This is a genomic window from Streptomyces tanashiensis, from assembly GCF_014648895.1.
Lineage (GTDB): Bacteria > Actinomycetota > Actinomycetes > Streptomycetales > Streptomycetaceae > Streptomyces > Streptomyces tanashiensis.
Genome location: NZ_BMRZ01000001.1, coordinates 897957 through 911254 on the forward strand (window position 1 = coordinate 897957; position 13298 = coordinate 911254).

The following is a 13298-nucleotide window of genomic DNA, read 5'->3' on the forward strand; positions in this document are numbered from 1 at the left end:
CCCGCTCACGAGAAACGGAAGAGCGCTTACGCGTCCTTCGACTCCTCGGCCGGAGCCTCGGCGGCCGCGTCGGCCTCCTTGACGGCGCGCACGGTGGCGGCCTCGGCCTCGGCGACGGTCGCCTTCTTGGCGATCTCGCCCTCGACCAGCTCGATCACGGCCATCGGGGCGTTGTCGCCACGACGGTTGCCGATCTTGGTGATGCGGGTGTAGCCACCCGGACGCTCCGAGTAACGCGGGGCGATCTCGGTGAAGAGGGTGTGGACGACGCCCTTGTCGGTGATCGTCTGCAGCACCAGGCGACGGTTGTGGATGTCGCCCTTCTTCGCCTTGGTGATCAGGCGCTCGGCGACCGGACGCAGGCGACGGGCCTTGGCCTCGGTCGTGGTGATGCGGCCGTGCTCGAAGAGCGACTTCGCCAGGTTGGCGAGGAGCAGCTTCTCGTGCGCGGCGGAACCGCCGAGGCGGGCACCCTTCGCGGGACGCGGCATGGTGTTTCTCCTTGTGATCTGCACCGGCCGTATGAGGTACCGATGTCAGTGTCCGAGCGGGCGGTCACCCGTCGGAGACCCCGCGCCCCATAGGGGCGCGGGGAACTGCGCGACCAGCCGGAACCGGTCCGCAGCAAGACTGCGACTAGTACTGCTCGGTCTCGACGAAACCGGCATCCGCGTCGTCGTCGGCGCCGAAGGCGTCCGCCGCGGCGGTCGGGTCGAATCCGGGCGGGCTGTCCTTCAGGGCCAGGCCCATGCCGGCCAGCTTCGCCTTGACCTCGTCGATCGACTTCGCACCGAAGTTGCGGATGTCGAGCAGGTCGGCCTCGGAGCGGGCGACGAGCTCACCCACGGAGTGGATGCCCTCACGCTTGAGGCAGTTGTACGAGCGAACGGTGAGCTCGAGCTCCTCGATCGGCAGCGCCAGGTCGGCGGCGAGGGCGGCGTCCGTCGGGGACGGGCCCATGTCGATGCCCTCGGCGTCGATGTTGAGCTCGCGGGCCAGACCGAACAGCTCGACCAGGGTCTTGCCGGCGGACGCCATGGCGTCACGCGGGCGCATGGCCTGCTTGGTCTCGACGTCGACGATGAGCTTGTCGAAGTCGGTGCGCTGCTCGACTCGGGTCGCCTCGACCTTGTAGGTGACCTTCAGCACGGGGCTGTAGATGGAGTCGACCGGGATGCGGCCGATCTCCTGGCCGACCTGCTTGTTCTGGACGGCGGAGACGTAGCCGCGACCGCGCTCGACGGTCAGCTCCATCTCCAGCTTGCCCTTGCCGTTGAGCGTGGCGAGAACGAGGTCGGGGTTGTGGACCTCGACACCGGCCGGGGGCGCGATGTCGGCGGCGGTGACCAGACCCGGGCCCTGCTTGCGCAGGTACATCACGACCGGCTCGTCGTGCTCCGAGGAGACGACCAGCTGCTTGATGTTGAGGATGAGGTCGGTGACGTCCTCCTTGACGCCCGGCACGGTGGTGAACTCGTGCAGGACACCGTCGATGCGGATGCTGGTGACAGCGGCACCCGGGATCGAGGAGAGGAGGGTACGGCGGAGGGAGTTGCCGAGGGTGTAGCCGAAGCCCGGCTCCAGCGGCTCGATGACGAACCGGGAGCGGAACTCGTCGACGACCTCTTCGGTCAGCGACGGACGCTGAGCGATAAGCATGTCTGTGTTTCCTTCAGTCGTGGACGCCCACCATTTGACGTCCTCGGGGTACTACGTACTGCAAGGGTACGGGCGGTACACCCCCAGAAGGGGGCGCACCGCCCGAAAGCCCTGGTCAAGCAGGCCGTGCGTCAGACGCGGCGGCGCTTGGGGGGACGGCAGCCGTTGTGCGGCGTGGGGGTGACGTCCTGGATCGAACCGACCTCGAGGCCCGTGGCCTGGAGGGAGCGGATCGCGGTCTCGCGGCCGGAGCCCGGACCCTTGACGAAGACGTCGACCTTGCGCATGCCGTGCTCCTGCGCGCGGCGAGCGGCCGACTCGGCGGCCATCTGCGCGGCGAACGGGGTGGACTTGCGCGAGCCCTTGAAGCCGACGTGGCCGGCGGAGGCCCAGGAGATCACGTTGCCCGAGGGGTCCGTGATCGAGACGATCGTGTTGTTGAACGTGCTCTTGATGTGCGCGTGGCCGTGAGCGACGTTCTTCTTTTCCTTGCGGCGCACCTTCTTGGCAGCGCCCTGACGACCCTTGGGGGGCATCTATAACTCCTACGGGAGGTGGTCGGTCCTACAGCGAAGACCGCTTGGTCAAGCGTCCGCTGAGGACTACTTCTTGCCCGGCTTCTTCTTGCCGGCGATGGCGCGACGCGGGCCCTTGCGGGTACGAGCGTTCGTGCTGGTGCGCTGGCCGCGGACGGGCAGGCCACGACGGTGGCGGAGGCCCTGGTAGCAGCCGATCTCGACCTTGCGGCGGATGTCGGCGGCGATCTCGCGGCGGAGGTCACCCTCGGTCTGGAGGTTGGCGTCCACGTACTCGCGGATCTTGACGAGGTCTTCCTCGGCAAGGTCGCGGACACGGGTGGACGGGTTCACGCCGGTCGCGGCGAGGATCTCCTCGGACCGGGTACGCCCGATGCCGAAGACGTAGGTGAGTGCGACCACCACACGCTTTTCGCGCGGGATGTCAACACCGGAAACGCGTGCCATTCAATGGCTCCTGTGTTCTCGGGGGTCTGCTGCAGAACCGTTCCCGGCTGCCGTATGAGGTACAGGTCGGGTCCCCGGCCCCCGCCGGAGGTGCCGTCAACCGTGGGACACGGTCGGACGGGCTCTGCGTATGTACGTATTGCTATGCGTCGCGCGAAGAACTGCGAAATGCAGGTCGGTCGGCGTGCGTCAGCCCTGGCGCTGCTTGTGGCGCAGGTTGTCGCAGATGACCATGACCCGGCCGTGACGGCGGATCACCTTGCACTTGTCGCAGATCTTCTTGACGCTCGGCTTGACCTTCATGGGATGTGAGGTTCTCCGGGTCAGTGCCACCACCCGCGCGGAAGGCGGGTGCGGGCAAGATCTACTTGTACCGGTAGACGATCCGGCCACGCGTCAGGTCGTACGGAGAGAGCTCCACGACGACCCGGTCGTCCGGGAGGATTCGGATGTAGTGCATCCGCATCTTGCCGGAGATGTGCGCGAGGACCTTGTGACCGTTCTGGAGCTCCACCTTGAACATGGCGTTCGGGAGGGACTCGATCACGGTGCCCTCGATTTCGATGGCACCTTGCTTCTTGGCCACGCTTCGCCTTTCGAATCGGCTACCTTGATCGACTCTCGACGCCGAGTGCGGACACACGGGTACACGAGAGCCGACGCATCAGTCTACGTCAGGCCCCTGGAAAAGACGAATCGGGAAGTCTGCCCACCGTAGAAGATCATTACGCGGGACACGAATCCGCACCCCGCCGACGATCGCGCCCTACGCCAGCGGGTCCGGCGCCGCCGTGACGCCCAGCTCCGCCAGCTTCGCCTTGCCCCCGACCCGATCCCCGACGCACCCCTCGCGGGCTCGGCGCCCGGGGGCGCCTCACAAGCTTCGGCCTGCTGCGCCGGACTCCGTCCGCCGACCCAGGGCCCGCGGCGCCGCTGCCCCACGCGGGGCCGGCGCCCAGACACGGACGGCAGGTCCGGGCCGCAGGCGCCGCGCCCTACGCCAGCGGGTCCGGCGCCGCCGTGACGCCCAGCTCCGCCAGCTTCGCCTTGCCCCCGTCGACCGCGGTGAGGACCAGCGGGCCCTCCTCGGTCAGGGCGATGGAGTGCTCCCAGTGGGAGGACCAGGTGTTGTCCGTCGTGATGACGGTCCAGTCGTCCTTCAGGACCTCGGTGTGCGGGGTTCCGAGGGAGACCATCGGCTCGATCGCCAGGCAGAGGCCGGGGACCAGCTTCGGGCCCTTGCCGCGCTTGCGGGAGACGTAGTTCAGCAGGTGCGGGTCCATGTGCATCTCGGTGCCGATGCCGTGGCCGCCGTAGTCCTCGATGATCCCGTACCGGCCGAGGCTGTGGTCGCCGACGGCCGGACGCGGCTGGCGCTTGATGTACGTCTCGATCGCCTTCGAGATGTCCACCAGACGGTTGCCGAGCTTCATGGCCGCGATGCCGGCCCACATCGACTCCTCCGTCACCCGCGAGAGCTCGACGAGCTCGGGCGCGTGCCCGGTGCCCACGAAGGCCGTGTAGGCGGCGTCACCGTGCCAGCCGTCCACGATCGCGCCCGCGTCGATGGAGATGATGTCGCCGTCCTTCAGGACGGTCTTGTCGTCGGGGATGCCGTGGACGACGACCTCGTTCACCGAGGTGCAGATCGTCGCGGGGAAGCCGCCGTACCCGAGGAAGTTCGACTTCGCCCCGTGGTCGGCGATGACCTTGCGCGCGACCTCGTCCAGGTCCTTCGTCGTGGCGCCCGGCACGGCCGCCTCGCGGGTCGCCGCGTGGATGGCGGCGACGACCAGCCCCGCCTCGCGCATCTTCGCGATCTGCTCGGGGGTCTTGATCTGCACCATCGTGGCCGCGGCCTTTCCATCGAGTACGGGGAACAGAACAACGATACGGCCGCGACGCCCCCGAGGGGCACCGCGGCCGTATCGAACGAACCAGGGGTTACTTCTTGAGCGCGGCCATCGCCTTGGCGGTGACCTCGTCCACCTTGCCGAGCGCCGAGATCGTCGCCACCAGGTTCTGCGCCCGGTAGTAGTCGATGATCGGCTCGGTCTCCGTGTGGTAGACCGCCAGACGCTTGCGGACGGTCTCCTCCGTGTCGTCGTCGCGCTGGTACAGCTCGCCGCCGCAGGCGTCACAGACGCCCTCGGTCTTCGGAGCGTTGTACGTCACGTGGAAGACGTGCGCGGAGTCCTTGCGGCAGATGCGGCGACCCGCGATCCGCTTCACGACCTCGTCCTCGGGGACCTCGAGGTCCAGGACCGCGTCCAGCTCGATGCCGTTGGCCTTGAGGAACACGTCCAGAGCCTCGGCCTGGGCCACGTTCCGCGGGAACCCGTCGAGCAGGAAGCCGCCCTCGGCGTCCGCCTGGCGCATGCGGTCCTCGGCCATCCCGATCGTCACGGAGTCCGGCACGAGCTGGCCGGCCTTCATGTACGACTGCGCCTCTACGCCCAGCGGCGTGCCCTGCGAGATGTTGGCACGGAACAGGTCGCCCGTAGAGATGTGCGGGATGCCCAGGTTCTTGGCGAGGTACGCGGCCTGCGTGCCCTTGCCCGCACCGGGCGGTCCGACGAGGACGATTCGCATCAGCGGAGGAACCCTTCGTAATTGCGCTGCTGGAGCTGGCTCTCGATCTGCTTCACGGTCTCCAGCCCCACACCCACGATGATGAGGATGCTCGTCCCACCGAAGGGGAAGTTGGCATTGGCGCCACCGAAGCCTGCCAACGCCATCGTCGGCACAAGAGCGATCAGACCCAAGTACAGCGAGCCCGGCCAAGTGATCCGGTTGAGCACGTAGCTCAGATACTCGGCAGTAGGTCGACCAGCCCGGATACCCGGGATGAAGCCACCATACTTCTTCATGTTGTCCGCGACTTCCTCGGGGTTGAACGAGATCGCCACGTAGAAGAAGGCGAAGAACACGATCAGAAGGAAGTACGCGGCGATGTAGTAGGGGTGGTCACCCTTGACGAAGTGGGCTTCGATCCAGGTCTTCCACCCTGCGGTGGAGTTCGAGAACTGGGCGATCAAGGCCGGGATGTAGAGCAGCGACGACGCGAAGATGACAGGAATCACACCCGCCTGGTTCACCTTCAACGGGATGTAAGTGGACGTTCCGCCGTAGGAACGCCGGCCGATCATGCGCTTCGCGTACTGGACCGGGATGCGCCGCTGGGCCTGCTCGACGAAGACCACGAGGGCCACCATCACGAAGCCGATGAGGATGACGGTGCCGAACTCGATCCAGCCCTTGGCGAGCTTGCCGCTCTCCTTGATGGCCCACAGGGCGCCGGGGAAGCCCGCGGCGATCGAGATGAACATCAGGATCGACATGCCGTTGCCGATGCCGCGGTCCGTGATGAGCTCGCCGAGCCACATGACGATGCAGGTACCGGCGGTCATCGTGATGACCATGGTGGCGATGGTGAAGATCGACTGGTCGGGCACGACCTGGTCGGCGACGATGCAGCCGCTGAAGAGCGCACCGCTCTTGGCGGTCGCGACGAGACCGGTGCCCTGGAGGATGGCGAGAGCCACGGTCAGGTACCGGGTGTACTGCGTGATCTTGGCAGTACCGGCCTGACCCTCCTTCTTGAGGGCTTCGAGACGCGGGATCACGACGGTCAGCAGCTGCAGGATGATGCTGGCCGTGATGTACGGCATGATGCCGAGCGCGAAGATGGTGATCTGCAGCAGCGCTCCGCCACTGAACATGTTGACCAGGCCGAAGAGGCTGTTGTTGCCCTCGCTGGCCTGCTTGACACACTGCTGGACGGCCTCGTAGCTGACGCCGGGGACCGGGATGTGGGCCCCGAGGCGGTACAGCACGATGATGGCGAGCGTGAAGAGCAGCTTCTTGCGCAGGTCGGGCGTCTTGAACGCCCGGGCGAACGCGGTGAGCACGGTGCCTCCTGCGACCCCCGCGCTATGCGTCAAGGGTGACGGTCTTGAGGTTCGACGAATAGGTATCGGTCATCAATCCCGTGCGGGCATACCGCACGGAGCCTAGACAGTGCACGCCACCTTACCGGCGACCATGCCCCCCTAGGAACGACCAATCGGGGATGCCCCTTTTGGGAGGCATCCCCGATCGGATGTTCAAGCCATCGAGTCGTCTCAGACGAGCTCGGTGACGGTGCCGCCGGCGGCGACGATCTTGTCCTTGGCGGAGCCGGAGACGGCGTCAACCGAAACCTGCAGCGCCACGGTGATCTCACCGGTGCCGAGCACCTTGACGAGCTGGTTCTTGCGAACCGCGCCCTTGGCGACCAGGTCGGCCACCGTGACCTCTCCACCCTCGGGGTAGAGAGCGCCGAGCTTGTCCAGGTTCACGACCTGGAACTCGGTGCGGAACGGGTTCTTGAAGCCCTTGAGCTTCGGCAGACGCATGTGGAGGGGCATCTGCCCACCCTCGAAGCGCTGCGGAACCTGGTAACGGGCCTTCGTGCCCTTGGTACCACGACCGGCCGTCTTACCCTTCGACGCCTCACCGCGACCCACACGGGTCTTCGCGGTCTTGGCGCCGGGGGCCGGACGGAGGTTGTGGGCCTTCAGCGGGTTGGTCTCCGCCATGTCAGTCAACCTCCTCGACCGTCACGAGGTGGCGGACGGTGTGCACCATGCCGCGGAACTCGGGGCGGTCCTCCTTGACAACCACGTCGTTGACCTTCTTGAGGCCGAGCGAGCGCAGGGTGTCGCGGTGGTTCTGCTTGCTGCCGATGTACGACTTCGTCTGCGTGACCTTGAGGCGAGCCATTACGCACCCGCCCCAGCACGCGCACGGAGCAGAGCCGCGGGAGCGACGTCCTCGAGGGGCAGACCACGGCGAGCCGCGATCTCCTCGGGACGCTGCAGGCCCTTGAGGGCCTCCACGGTCGCGTGCACGATGTTGATCGCGTTGTCGGAGCCGAGCGACTTCGACAGGATGTCGTGAACGCCGGCGCACTCGAGCACGGCGCGCACCGGGCCACCGGCGATAACACCGGTACCGGGGGAAGCCGGCTTGAGCAGGACGACGCCCGCGGCCTTCTCGCCCTGGATCGGGTGAGGGATGGTGCCCTGGATGCGGGGAACCTTGAAGAAGTTCTTCTTGGCTTCCTCGACGCCCTTGGCGATGGCCGCGGGAACTTCCTTGGCCTTGCCGTAACCGACACCTACGGTGCCGTCACCGTCACCCACCACGACGAGCGCGGTGAAGCTGAAGCGACGACCACCCTTGACAACCTTGGCGACGCGGTTGATCGCGACAACGCGCTCAACGTACGCGGTCTTCTCGGCGGCAGCGCCACCGTCGCGGCCCTTCCGGTCCCGCCGCTCGCCGCCACCGGCACCGCTTCCGCGGCGCTGGGGTCCAGCCATTGGATTACCTCTCTCTGTTACGTCCGTTAGTCCCGGAACCGGGGCTTAGAACTTCAGCCCGGCTTCGCGGGCGGCGTCAGCCAGAGCGGCAATGCGCCCGGCGTACCTGTTGCCACCACGGTCGAACACGACGGCCTCGACACCGGCGGCCTTGGCGCGCTCAGCGACAAGGGCACCGACCTGCTTGGCCTGCGCGGACTTGTCACCCTCGCCACCGCGGATCGACGCGTCCAGGTTCGACGCCGACGCAAGGGTGTGACCCTTGAGGTCGTCGATGACCTGAGCGGTGATGCCGCGGTTCGAACGCGTCACGACGAGGCGCGGACGCTCCGCCGTACCCGACACGTTCTTGCGGATGCGGATGTGGCGGCGAGCCTTGGCCGCACGCTTGTAAGCGTCGCCCTTGGCGATCTTCACACCGTATGCCATGGCTTACTTACCAGCCTTTCCGACCTTGCGGCGGATGACCTCGCCGGCGTACTTGACGCCCTTGGCCTTGTACGGGTCGGGCTTCCGCAGCTTGCGGATGTTCGCCGCGACCTCGCCGACCTTCTGCTTGTCGATGCCCTCGACCGAGAACTTGGTCGGCGACTCGACCTTGAACGAGATGCCCTCGGGCGCCTCGATCAGGATCGGGTGGCTGTAGCCGAGCTGGAACTCCAGAGCGGAGCCCTTCGCGGCCACGCGGTAACCGACACCGCTGATCTCGAGCGCCTTCACGTAACCCTGGGTCACACCGGTGATCATGTTGGCCACCAGCGTGCGGGACAGGCCGTGCAGGGCCTTGTTCTGACGCTCGTCGTTCGGACGGTTGACGTTGAGCACGCCATCCTCGCCCTTAACGATCTCGATCGGCGCGGCGACGGTGTGGCTCAGGGTGCCCTTGGAACCCTTGACCGTGACCGTGCGGCCATCGATGGTGACGTCCACGCCGGCGGGAACCTGGATAGGCAGCTTGCCAATACGCGACATTAGCTATTCCTCCGTTCCCGACTACCAGACGTAGGCGAGGACTTCCCCACCTACGCCCTTCTTGCCTGCCTGCTGGCCGGTCAGGAGACCGTGGGACGTGGAGATGATCGCCACGCCCAGGCCGCCGAGAACCTTCGGCAGGTTGGTGGACTTCGCGTAAACCCGGAGACCGGGCTTCGAGATCCGCTTGATGCCCGCGATGGAGCGCTCACGGTTCGGACCGAACTTGAGCTCGAGGACGAGGTTCTTGCCGACCTCGGCGTCCTCGACCTTCCAGCCCGTGATGAAGCCCTCCTGCTGGAGGATTTCCGCGATGTGAGACTTGATCTTGCTGTGCGGCATCGTCACGGAGTCGTGGTATGCCGAGTTCGCGTTACGCAGACGAGTCAGCATGTCCGCGATCGGATCAGTCATGGTCATGAATTGGCCTTCGGCCTCTCTCGCCGGGGTTTCCTGTATGCGCCATCCCTCTCCCCACACAGGGGCGGGACGGGTGCGGCGCGGGGACCTACGGCGTAGTAAGTCGTACGGGCGGCGGACGCCCAACCCTCCTAGCCTAAGCCATGGAGGCCTGGGCATCCGCCAACCCAGTGCTTACCGAGAGACTCCGGTCATCCCAAGTAAGGGATTACCAGGAGCTCTTGGTCACGCCCGGCAGCTCGCCACGGTGAGCCATCTCACGGAGGCACACGCGGCACAGGCCGAACTTGCGGTACACGGAGTGGGGACGACCACAACGCTGGCAACGCGTGTAGCCACGCACGCCGAACTTGGGCTTGCGGGCAGCCTTCGCGATGAGAGCCTTCTTCGCCATCTCGCTTACGCCTCCTTGAACGGGAAGCCGAGGTGACGCAGAAGGGCACGGCCCTCGTCGTCGTTGGTCGCCGTGGTCACCACGGTGATGTCCATACCCCGGACACGGTCGATCTTGTCCTGGTCGATCTCGTGGAACATGACCTGCTCCGTGAGACCGAAGGTGTAGTTGCCACGCCCGTCGAACTGCTTGGGGGACAGACCACGGAAGTCGCGGATGCGCGGAAGCGCGAGCGACAGGGTGCGGTCCAGGAACTCCCACATGCGGTCGCCACGGAGGGTGACGTGCGCACCGATCGGCTGGCCCTCACGCAGCTTGAACTGCGCGATGGACTTGCGAGCCTTGGTGACGGCCGGCTTCTGACCGGTGATCGTGGTGAGGTCACGGACGGCACCGTCCATGAGCTTCGAGTCACGGGCGGCGTCGCCGACACCCATGTTGACCACGATCTTCACGAGGCCGGGAACCTGCATGACGTTCTCGTAGGAGAACTCCTCACGCAGCTTGCCCGCGATCTCCTCGCGGTACTTCGTCTTGAGACGCGGAGTGGTGGTAGCCATCAGATGTCCTCACCCGTCCGCTTGGCAACGCGGATCTTGTTGCCCTCGTCGTCGAAGCGGTAACCGACACGCGTGACGACCTTCTTGCCGTCCTTCTCCACGACCAGCTGGACGTTGGAGACGTGGACCGGAGCCTCGGTCGTGACGATGCCACCGGCCTGCGACGGGCCGGCCTTGGTGTGCTTCTTGACCCGGTTGACACCCTCGACGAGGACACGGTTCTCGCGGGGGAAGGCCGTGATGACCTTGCCCTGCTTGCCCTTGTCCTTACCGGTGATGACCTGGACCAGGTCGCCCTTCTTGATCTTCATGCTTACAGCACCTCCGGCGCGAGCGAGATGATCTTCATGAACTTCTTCTCGCGCAGCTCACGGCCGACCGGGCCGAAGATACGGGTGCCACGAGGGTCGCCGTCGTTCTTGAGAATGACAGCGGCGTTCTCGTCGAAGCGGATGTACGAGCCGTCCTGGCGGCGGCGCTCCTTGACGGTGCGAACGATGACCGCCTTGACGACGTCACCCTTCTTCACGTTGCCACCGGGGATCGCGTCCTTGACGGTGGCGACGATGACGTCACCGATGCCCGCGTAGCGGCGACCCGAGCCACCGAGAACACGGATGCAAAGGATCTCCTTGGCACCAGTGTTGTCGGCGACACGCAGTCGCGACTCCTGCTGGATCACGTCTATCTCCTGATTTGTCTGCCGGTTCCCGGCCGGGGCTTCGCGAGGAAGCCCCGGCCGAGCCTGGCGGAACTGACCTGAGGGATACCCCTCAGGCTGAACAGTTGGATTTCCCTTGCGGGAAAGTCCTTACTTGGCCTTCTCGAGGATCTCGACGACGCGCCAGTGCTTCGTGGCGGACAGCTTCCGGGTCTCCATCAGGAGGACGCGGTCGCCGATGCCGGCAGCGTTCTGCTCGTCGTGAGCCTTGAGCTTGTTCGTACGGCGGATGACCTTGCCGTACAGCGCGTGCTTGACGCGGTCCTCGACAGCGACGACGACGGTCTTGTCCATCTTGTCGCTGACGACCAGGCCCTCGCGGACCTTGCGAGCGTTGCGCTCGGTCTTCTCAGTCACGTTGCTCTCGCTCATCAGGCGTTCTCCACCGTCTCGATGCCCAGCTCACGCTCACGCATCAGGGTGTAGATCCGGGCGATGTCCTTACGGACGGACTTGAGCCGACCGTGGTTCTCGAGCTGGCCCGTCGCCGCCTGGAAGCGGAGGTTGAACAGCTCTTCCTTGGCCTCGCGGAGCTTGTTGAGAAGCTCCTCGTTGCCCAGCTCGCGCAGCTCGGACGCCTTGGTACCGGCCGACATCACAGCTCACCTGCTTCGCGCTTCACGATCTTGCACTTCATCGGCAGCTTGTGGGCCGCACGGGTCAGGGCCTCGCGCGCGATCTTCTCGTTCGGGTAGGACAGTTCGAACATCACCCGACCCGGCTTGACGTTCGCGATCCACCACTCCGGAGAACCCTTACCGGAACCCATGCGGGTCTCGGCGGGCTTCTTCGTCAGCGGGCGGTCCGGGTAGATGTTGATCCAGACCTTGCCGCCACGCTTGATGTGGCGGGTCATCGCGATACGAGCCGCCTCGATCTGGCGGTTGGTCACGTACGCCGGCGTGAGGGCCTGAATGCCGTACTCGCCGAACGCAACCTGCGTACCACCCTTGCTGGCGCCGGAGCGCTTCGGGTGGTGCTGCTTGCGGTGCTTGACCCTACGGGGGATCAGCATTTCGGTCAGGCCTCCGTTCCGGTGCTCTCAGCCGGAGCGGCAGCGGCGGCGGGAGCGTCGGCCTTGGGGGCCTCGGCAGCCGGCGCGGACTGCTGCTGCGGCTTGCGGCCGCGGCCGCCACGCTCGCCACCGCGGCCACCACGGCCGGCCGGGCGGTCGCCAGCGCCGGCACCACGGGCCGGGCGGTTGCCCGCACGGGCCGCAGCGTTCTCGGCGCGGACCTCGGCGATGTTCTTGACGTCGCCCTTGTAGATCCAGACCTTGACGCCAATGCGACCGAAGGTCGTCTTGGCCTCGAAGAAGCCGTAGTCCACGTTCGCGCGGAGCGTGTGCAGCGGCACACGGCCCTCGCGGTAGAACTCCGAGCGGGACATCTCGGCGCCGCCGAGACGACCGCCGCACTGGATCTTGATGCCCTTGGCGCCGGCCTTCATCGTGCCCTGCATGCTCTTACGCATGGCGCGACGGAAGGAGACGCGGGAGGAGAGCTGCTCGGCAACGGCCTGAGCAACCAGCTGAGCGTCCATCTCGGGGTTCTTGACCTCGAGGATGTTCAGCTGGACCTGCTTGCCCGTGAGCTTCTCGAGGTCGCCGCGGATGCGGTCGGCCTCGGCGCCACGGCGGCCGATGACGATGCCGGGACGCGCGGTGTGGATGTCCACCCGCACGCGGTCACGGGTGCGCTCGATCTCAACCTTCGAGATACCGGCGCGCTCCATGCCGGACGTCATCATCCGACGGATGGCGACGTCTTCCTTGACGTAGTCCTTGTACAGCTTGTCGGCGTACCAGCGGGACTTGAAGTCCGTGGTGATGCCGAGCCGGAACCCATGCGGGTTAACCTTCTGGCCCATTACCGGGTTCCTTCCTTGCTGCTGACGACCACGGTGATGTGGCTGGTCCGCTTACGGATCCGGTAGGCACGGCCCTGAGCACGCGGACGGAACCGCTTCAGGGTCGGGCCCTCATCCACGTACGCCTCGCTGATGACCAGCGAAGAGGCGTCGGTGTGGTCGTAGTTGTGCGCGGCGTTGGCGATGGCGCTGTCAAGCACCTTGCCAACCGGCACGCTCGCGGCCTGCGGGGCGAAACGCAGGACCGCCTGAGCCTCCGTGGCGTCCATGCCACGGATAAGGTCCACCACGCGGCGGGCCTTCATGGGCGTGACGCGGATGTACCGCGCCTGGGCCCTGGCTTCCATGGTTGTC

At 66.2% G+C, this 13298-nt stretch carries 24 protein-coding genes; all 24 read right to left on the reverse strand.

Translation table 11 applies throughout. The features are described 5' to 3' along the window. Positions 1 to 26 precede the first annotated feature (26 nt). The 24 genes from rplQ to rplV all read right to left on the reverse strand — a co-directional run bounded on the left by rplQ (position 27) and on the right by rplV (position 13291). Positions 27 to 491: a 50S ribosomal protein L17 gene (rplQ, locus tag IE237_RS04010; protein ID WP_189800373.1), complete on the reverse strand. Its 465-nt coding sequence runs from the start codon at positions 489 to 491 to the stop codon at positions 27 to 29. Positions 492 to 636: 145 nt separating this feature from the next. Further along, positions 637 to 1659 carry a DNA-directed RNA polymerase subunit alpha gene (locus IE237_RS04015; protein ID WP_003966937.1) on the reverse strand — a complete coding sequence of 341 codons (1023 nt, stop codon included), beginning with the start codon at positions 1657 to 1659 and terminating at the stop codon, positions 637 to 639. A gap of 131 nt (positions 1660 to 1790) precedes the next feature. Then, positions 1791 to 2195, reverse strand: a complete 405-nt coding sequence (gene rpsK, locus IE237_RS04020) for a 30S ribosomal protein S11 (RefSeq protein WP_003956432.1) — start codon at positions 2193 to 2195, stop codon at positions 1791 to 1793. Between the two features lie 66 nt (positions 2196 to 2261). Continuing rightward, the gene (gene rpsM / locus IE237_RS04025; protein ID WP_015035595.1) at positions 2262 to 2642 is read right to left on the reverse strand and encodes a 30S ribosomal protein S13; all 381 of its coding nucleotides are present in this window, start codon (positions 2640 to 2642) and stop codon (positions 2262 to 2264) included. Positions 2643 to 2831: 189 nt separating this feature from the next. Then, on the reverse strand, positions 2832 to 2945 hold the full coding sequence (gene rpmJ / locus IE237_RS04030; RefSeq protein ID WP_003956441.1) for a 50S ribosomal protein L36: 114 nt from the start codon (positions 2943 to 2945) through the stop codon (positions 2832 to 2834). A 61-nt stretch (positions 2946 to 3006) separates the two neighbouring features. Beyond that, positions 3007 to 3228, reverse strand: coding sequence for a translation initiation factor IF-1 (gene infA / locus IE237_RS04035; RefSeq protein WP_003956442.1), 222 nt, complete (start codon positions 3226 to 3228; stop codon positions 3007 to 3009). 409 nt (positions 3229 to 3637) lie between these two features. Further along, positions 3638 to 4489 (reverse strand): type I methionyl aminopeptidase, encoded by an 852-nt coding sequence (map, locus tag IE237_RS04040; protein ID WP_189800374.1) that lies wholly within the window; start codon positions 4487 to 4489, stop codon positions 3638 to 3640. Between the two features lie 97 nt (positions 4490 to 4586). After that, on the reverse strand, positions 4587 to 5234 hold the full coding sequence (locus tag IE237_RS04045) for an adenylate kinase (RefSeq protein WP_189800375.1): 648 nt from the start codon (positions 5232 to 5234) through the stop codon (positions 4587 to 4589). Next, a complete protein-coding gene (secY, locus tag IE237_RS04050) occupies positions 5234 to 6553 on the reverse strand; it encodes a preprotein translocase subunit SecY (RefSeq protein WP_189800376.1) in 1320 nt (439 codons plus the stop codon). The genes IE237_RS04045 and secY overlap by 1 nt, the downstream gene beginning before the upstream one ends. 213 nt (positions 6554 to 6766) lie before the next feature. Beyond that, entirely contained in the window at positions 6767 to 7222 is a 456-nt protein-coding gene (gene rplO / locus IE237_RS04055; RefSeq protein WP_189800377.1) for a 50S ribosomal protein L15, read from the reverse strand. A 1-nt stretch (position 7223) separates the two neighbouring features. Beyond that, a complete protein-coding gene (gene rpmD / locus IE237_RS04060) occupies positions 7224 to 7406 on the reverse strand; it encodes a 50S ribosomal protein L30 (RefSeq protein WP_015035589.1) in 183 nt (60 codons plus the stop codon). Next, a complete protein-coding gene (gene rpsE, locus IE237_RS04065) occupies positions 7406 to 8008 on the reverse strand; it encodes a 30S ribosomal protein S5 (protein WP_015035588.1) in 603 nt (200 codons plus the stop codon). The genes rpmD and rpsE overlap by 1 nt, the downstream gene beginning before the upstream one ends. 45 nt (positions 8009 to 8053) lie before the next feature. Further along, complete coding sequence (gene rplR, locus IE237_RS04070) at positions 8054 to 8437, reverse strand: 50S ribosomal protein L18 (RefSeq protein WP_015035587.1); 384 nt, start codon at positions 8435 to 8437, stop codon at positions 8054 to 8056. A gap of 3 nt (positions 8438 to 8440) precedes the next feature. Further along, the gene (gene rplF, locus IE237_RS04075; RefSeq protein WP_073810162.1) at positions 8441 to 8980 is read right to left on the reverse strand and encodes a 50S ribosomal protein L6; all 540 of its coding nucleotides are present in this window, start codon (positions 8978 to 8980) and stop codon (positions 8441 to 8443) included. Positions 8981 to 9001: 21 nt separating this feature from the next. Next, complete coding sequence (gene rpsH, locus IE237_RS04080; protein ID WP_015035585.1) at positions 9002 to 9400, reverse strand: 30S ribosomal protein S8; 399 nt, start codon at positions 9398 to 9400, stop codon at positions 9002 to 9004. Between the two features lie 208 nt (positions 9401 to 9608). Beyond that, complete coding sequence (locus tag IE237_RS04085; protein WP_003948630.1) at positions 9609 to 9794, reverse strand: type Z 30S ribosomal protein S14; 186 nt, start codon at positions 9792 to 9794, stop codon at positions 9609 to 9611. A 5-nt stretch (positions 9795 to 9799) separates the two neighbouring features. After that, the gene (gene rplE / locus IE237_RS04090) at positions 9800 to 10357 is read right to left on the reverse strand and encodes a 50S ribosomal protein L5 (protein WP_106975815.1); all 558 of its coding nucleotides are present in this window, start codon (positions 10355 to 10357) and stop codon (positions 9800 to 9802) included. Continuing rightward, positions 10354 to 10665: a 50S ribosomal protein L24 gene (rplX, locus tag IE237_RS04095; protein ID WP_015035583.1), complete on the reverse strand. Its 312-nt coding sequence runs from the start codon at positions 10663 to 10665 to the stop codon at positions 10354 to 10356. The genes rplE and rplX overlap by 4 nt, the downstream gene beginning before the upstream one ends. A gap of 2 nt (positions 10666 to 10667) precedes the next feature. Then, positions 10668 to 11036, reverse strand: a complete 369-nt coding sequence (gene rplN / locus IE237_RS04100; RefSeq protein WP_003956455.1) for a 50S ribosomal protein L14 — start codon at positions 11034 to 11036, stop codon at positions 10668 to 10670. A gap of 129 nt (positions 11037 to 11165) precedes the next feature. Then, the gene (rpsQ, locus tag IE237_RS04105; RefSeq protein ID WP_030208995.1) at positions 11166 to 11447 is read right to left on the reverse strand and encodes a 30S ribosomal protein S17; all 282 of its coding nucleotides are present in this window, start codon (positions 11445 to 11447) and stop codon (positions 11166 to 11168) included. Continuing rightward, on the reverse strand, positions 11447 to 11671 hold the full coding sequence (rpmC, locus tag IE237_RS04110; RefSeq protein ID WP_017239580.1) for a 50S ribosomal protein L29: 225 nt from the start codon (positions 11669 to 11671) through the stop codon (positions 11447 to 11449). Before rpmC ends, rpsQ begins: the two co-directional genes overlap by 1 nt. Next, a complete protein-coding gene (gene rplP / locus IE237_RS04115) occupies positions 11671 to 12090 on the reverse strand; it encodes a 50S ribosomal protein L16 (RefSeq protein WP_017239579.1) in 420 nt (139 codons plus the stop codon). Before rplP ends, rpmC begins: the two co-directional genes overlap by 1 nt. Before the next feature lie 5 nt (positions 12091 to 12095). Next, on the reverse strand, positions 12096 to 12944 hold the full coding sequence (gene rpsC, locus IE237_RS04120) for a 30S ribosomal protein S3 (protein ID WP_017239578.1): 849 nt from the start codon (positions 12942 to 12944) through the stop codon (positions 12096 to 12098). After that, positions 12944 to 13291 (reverse strand): 50S ribosomal protein L22, encoded by a 348-nt coding sequence (gene rplV, locus IE237_RS04125; protein WP_004571827.1) that lies wholly within the window; start codon positions 13289 to 13291, stop codon positions 12944 to 12946. The genes rpsC and rplV overlap by 1 nt, the downstream gene beginning before the upstream one ends. Positions 13292 to 13298: the final 7 nt, after the last annotated feature.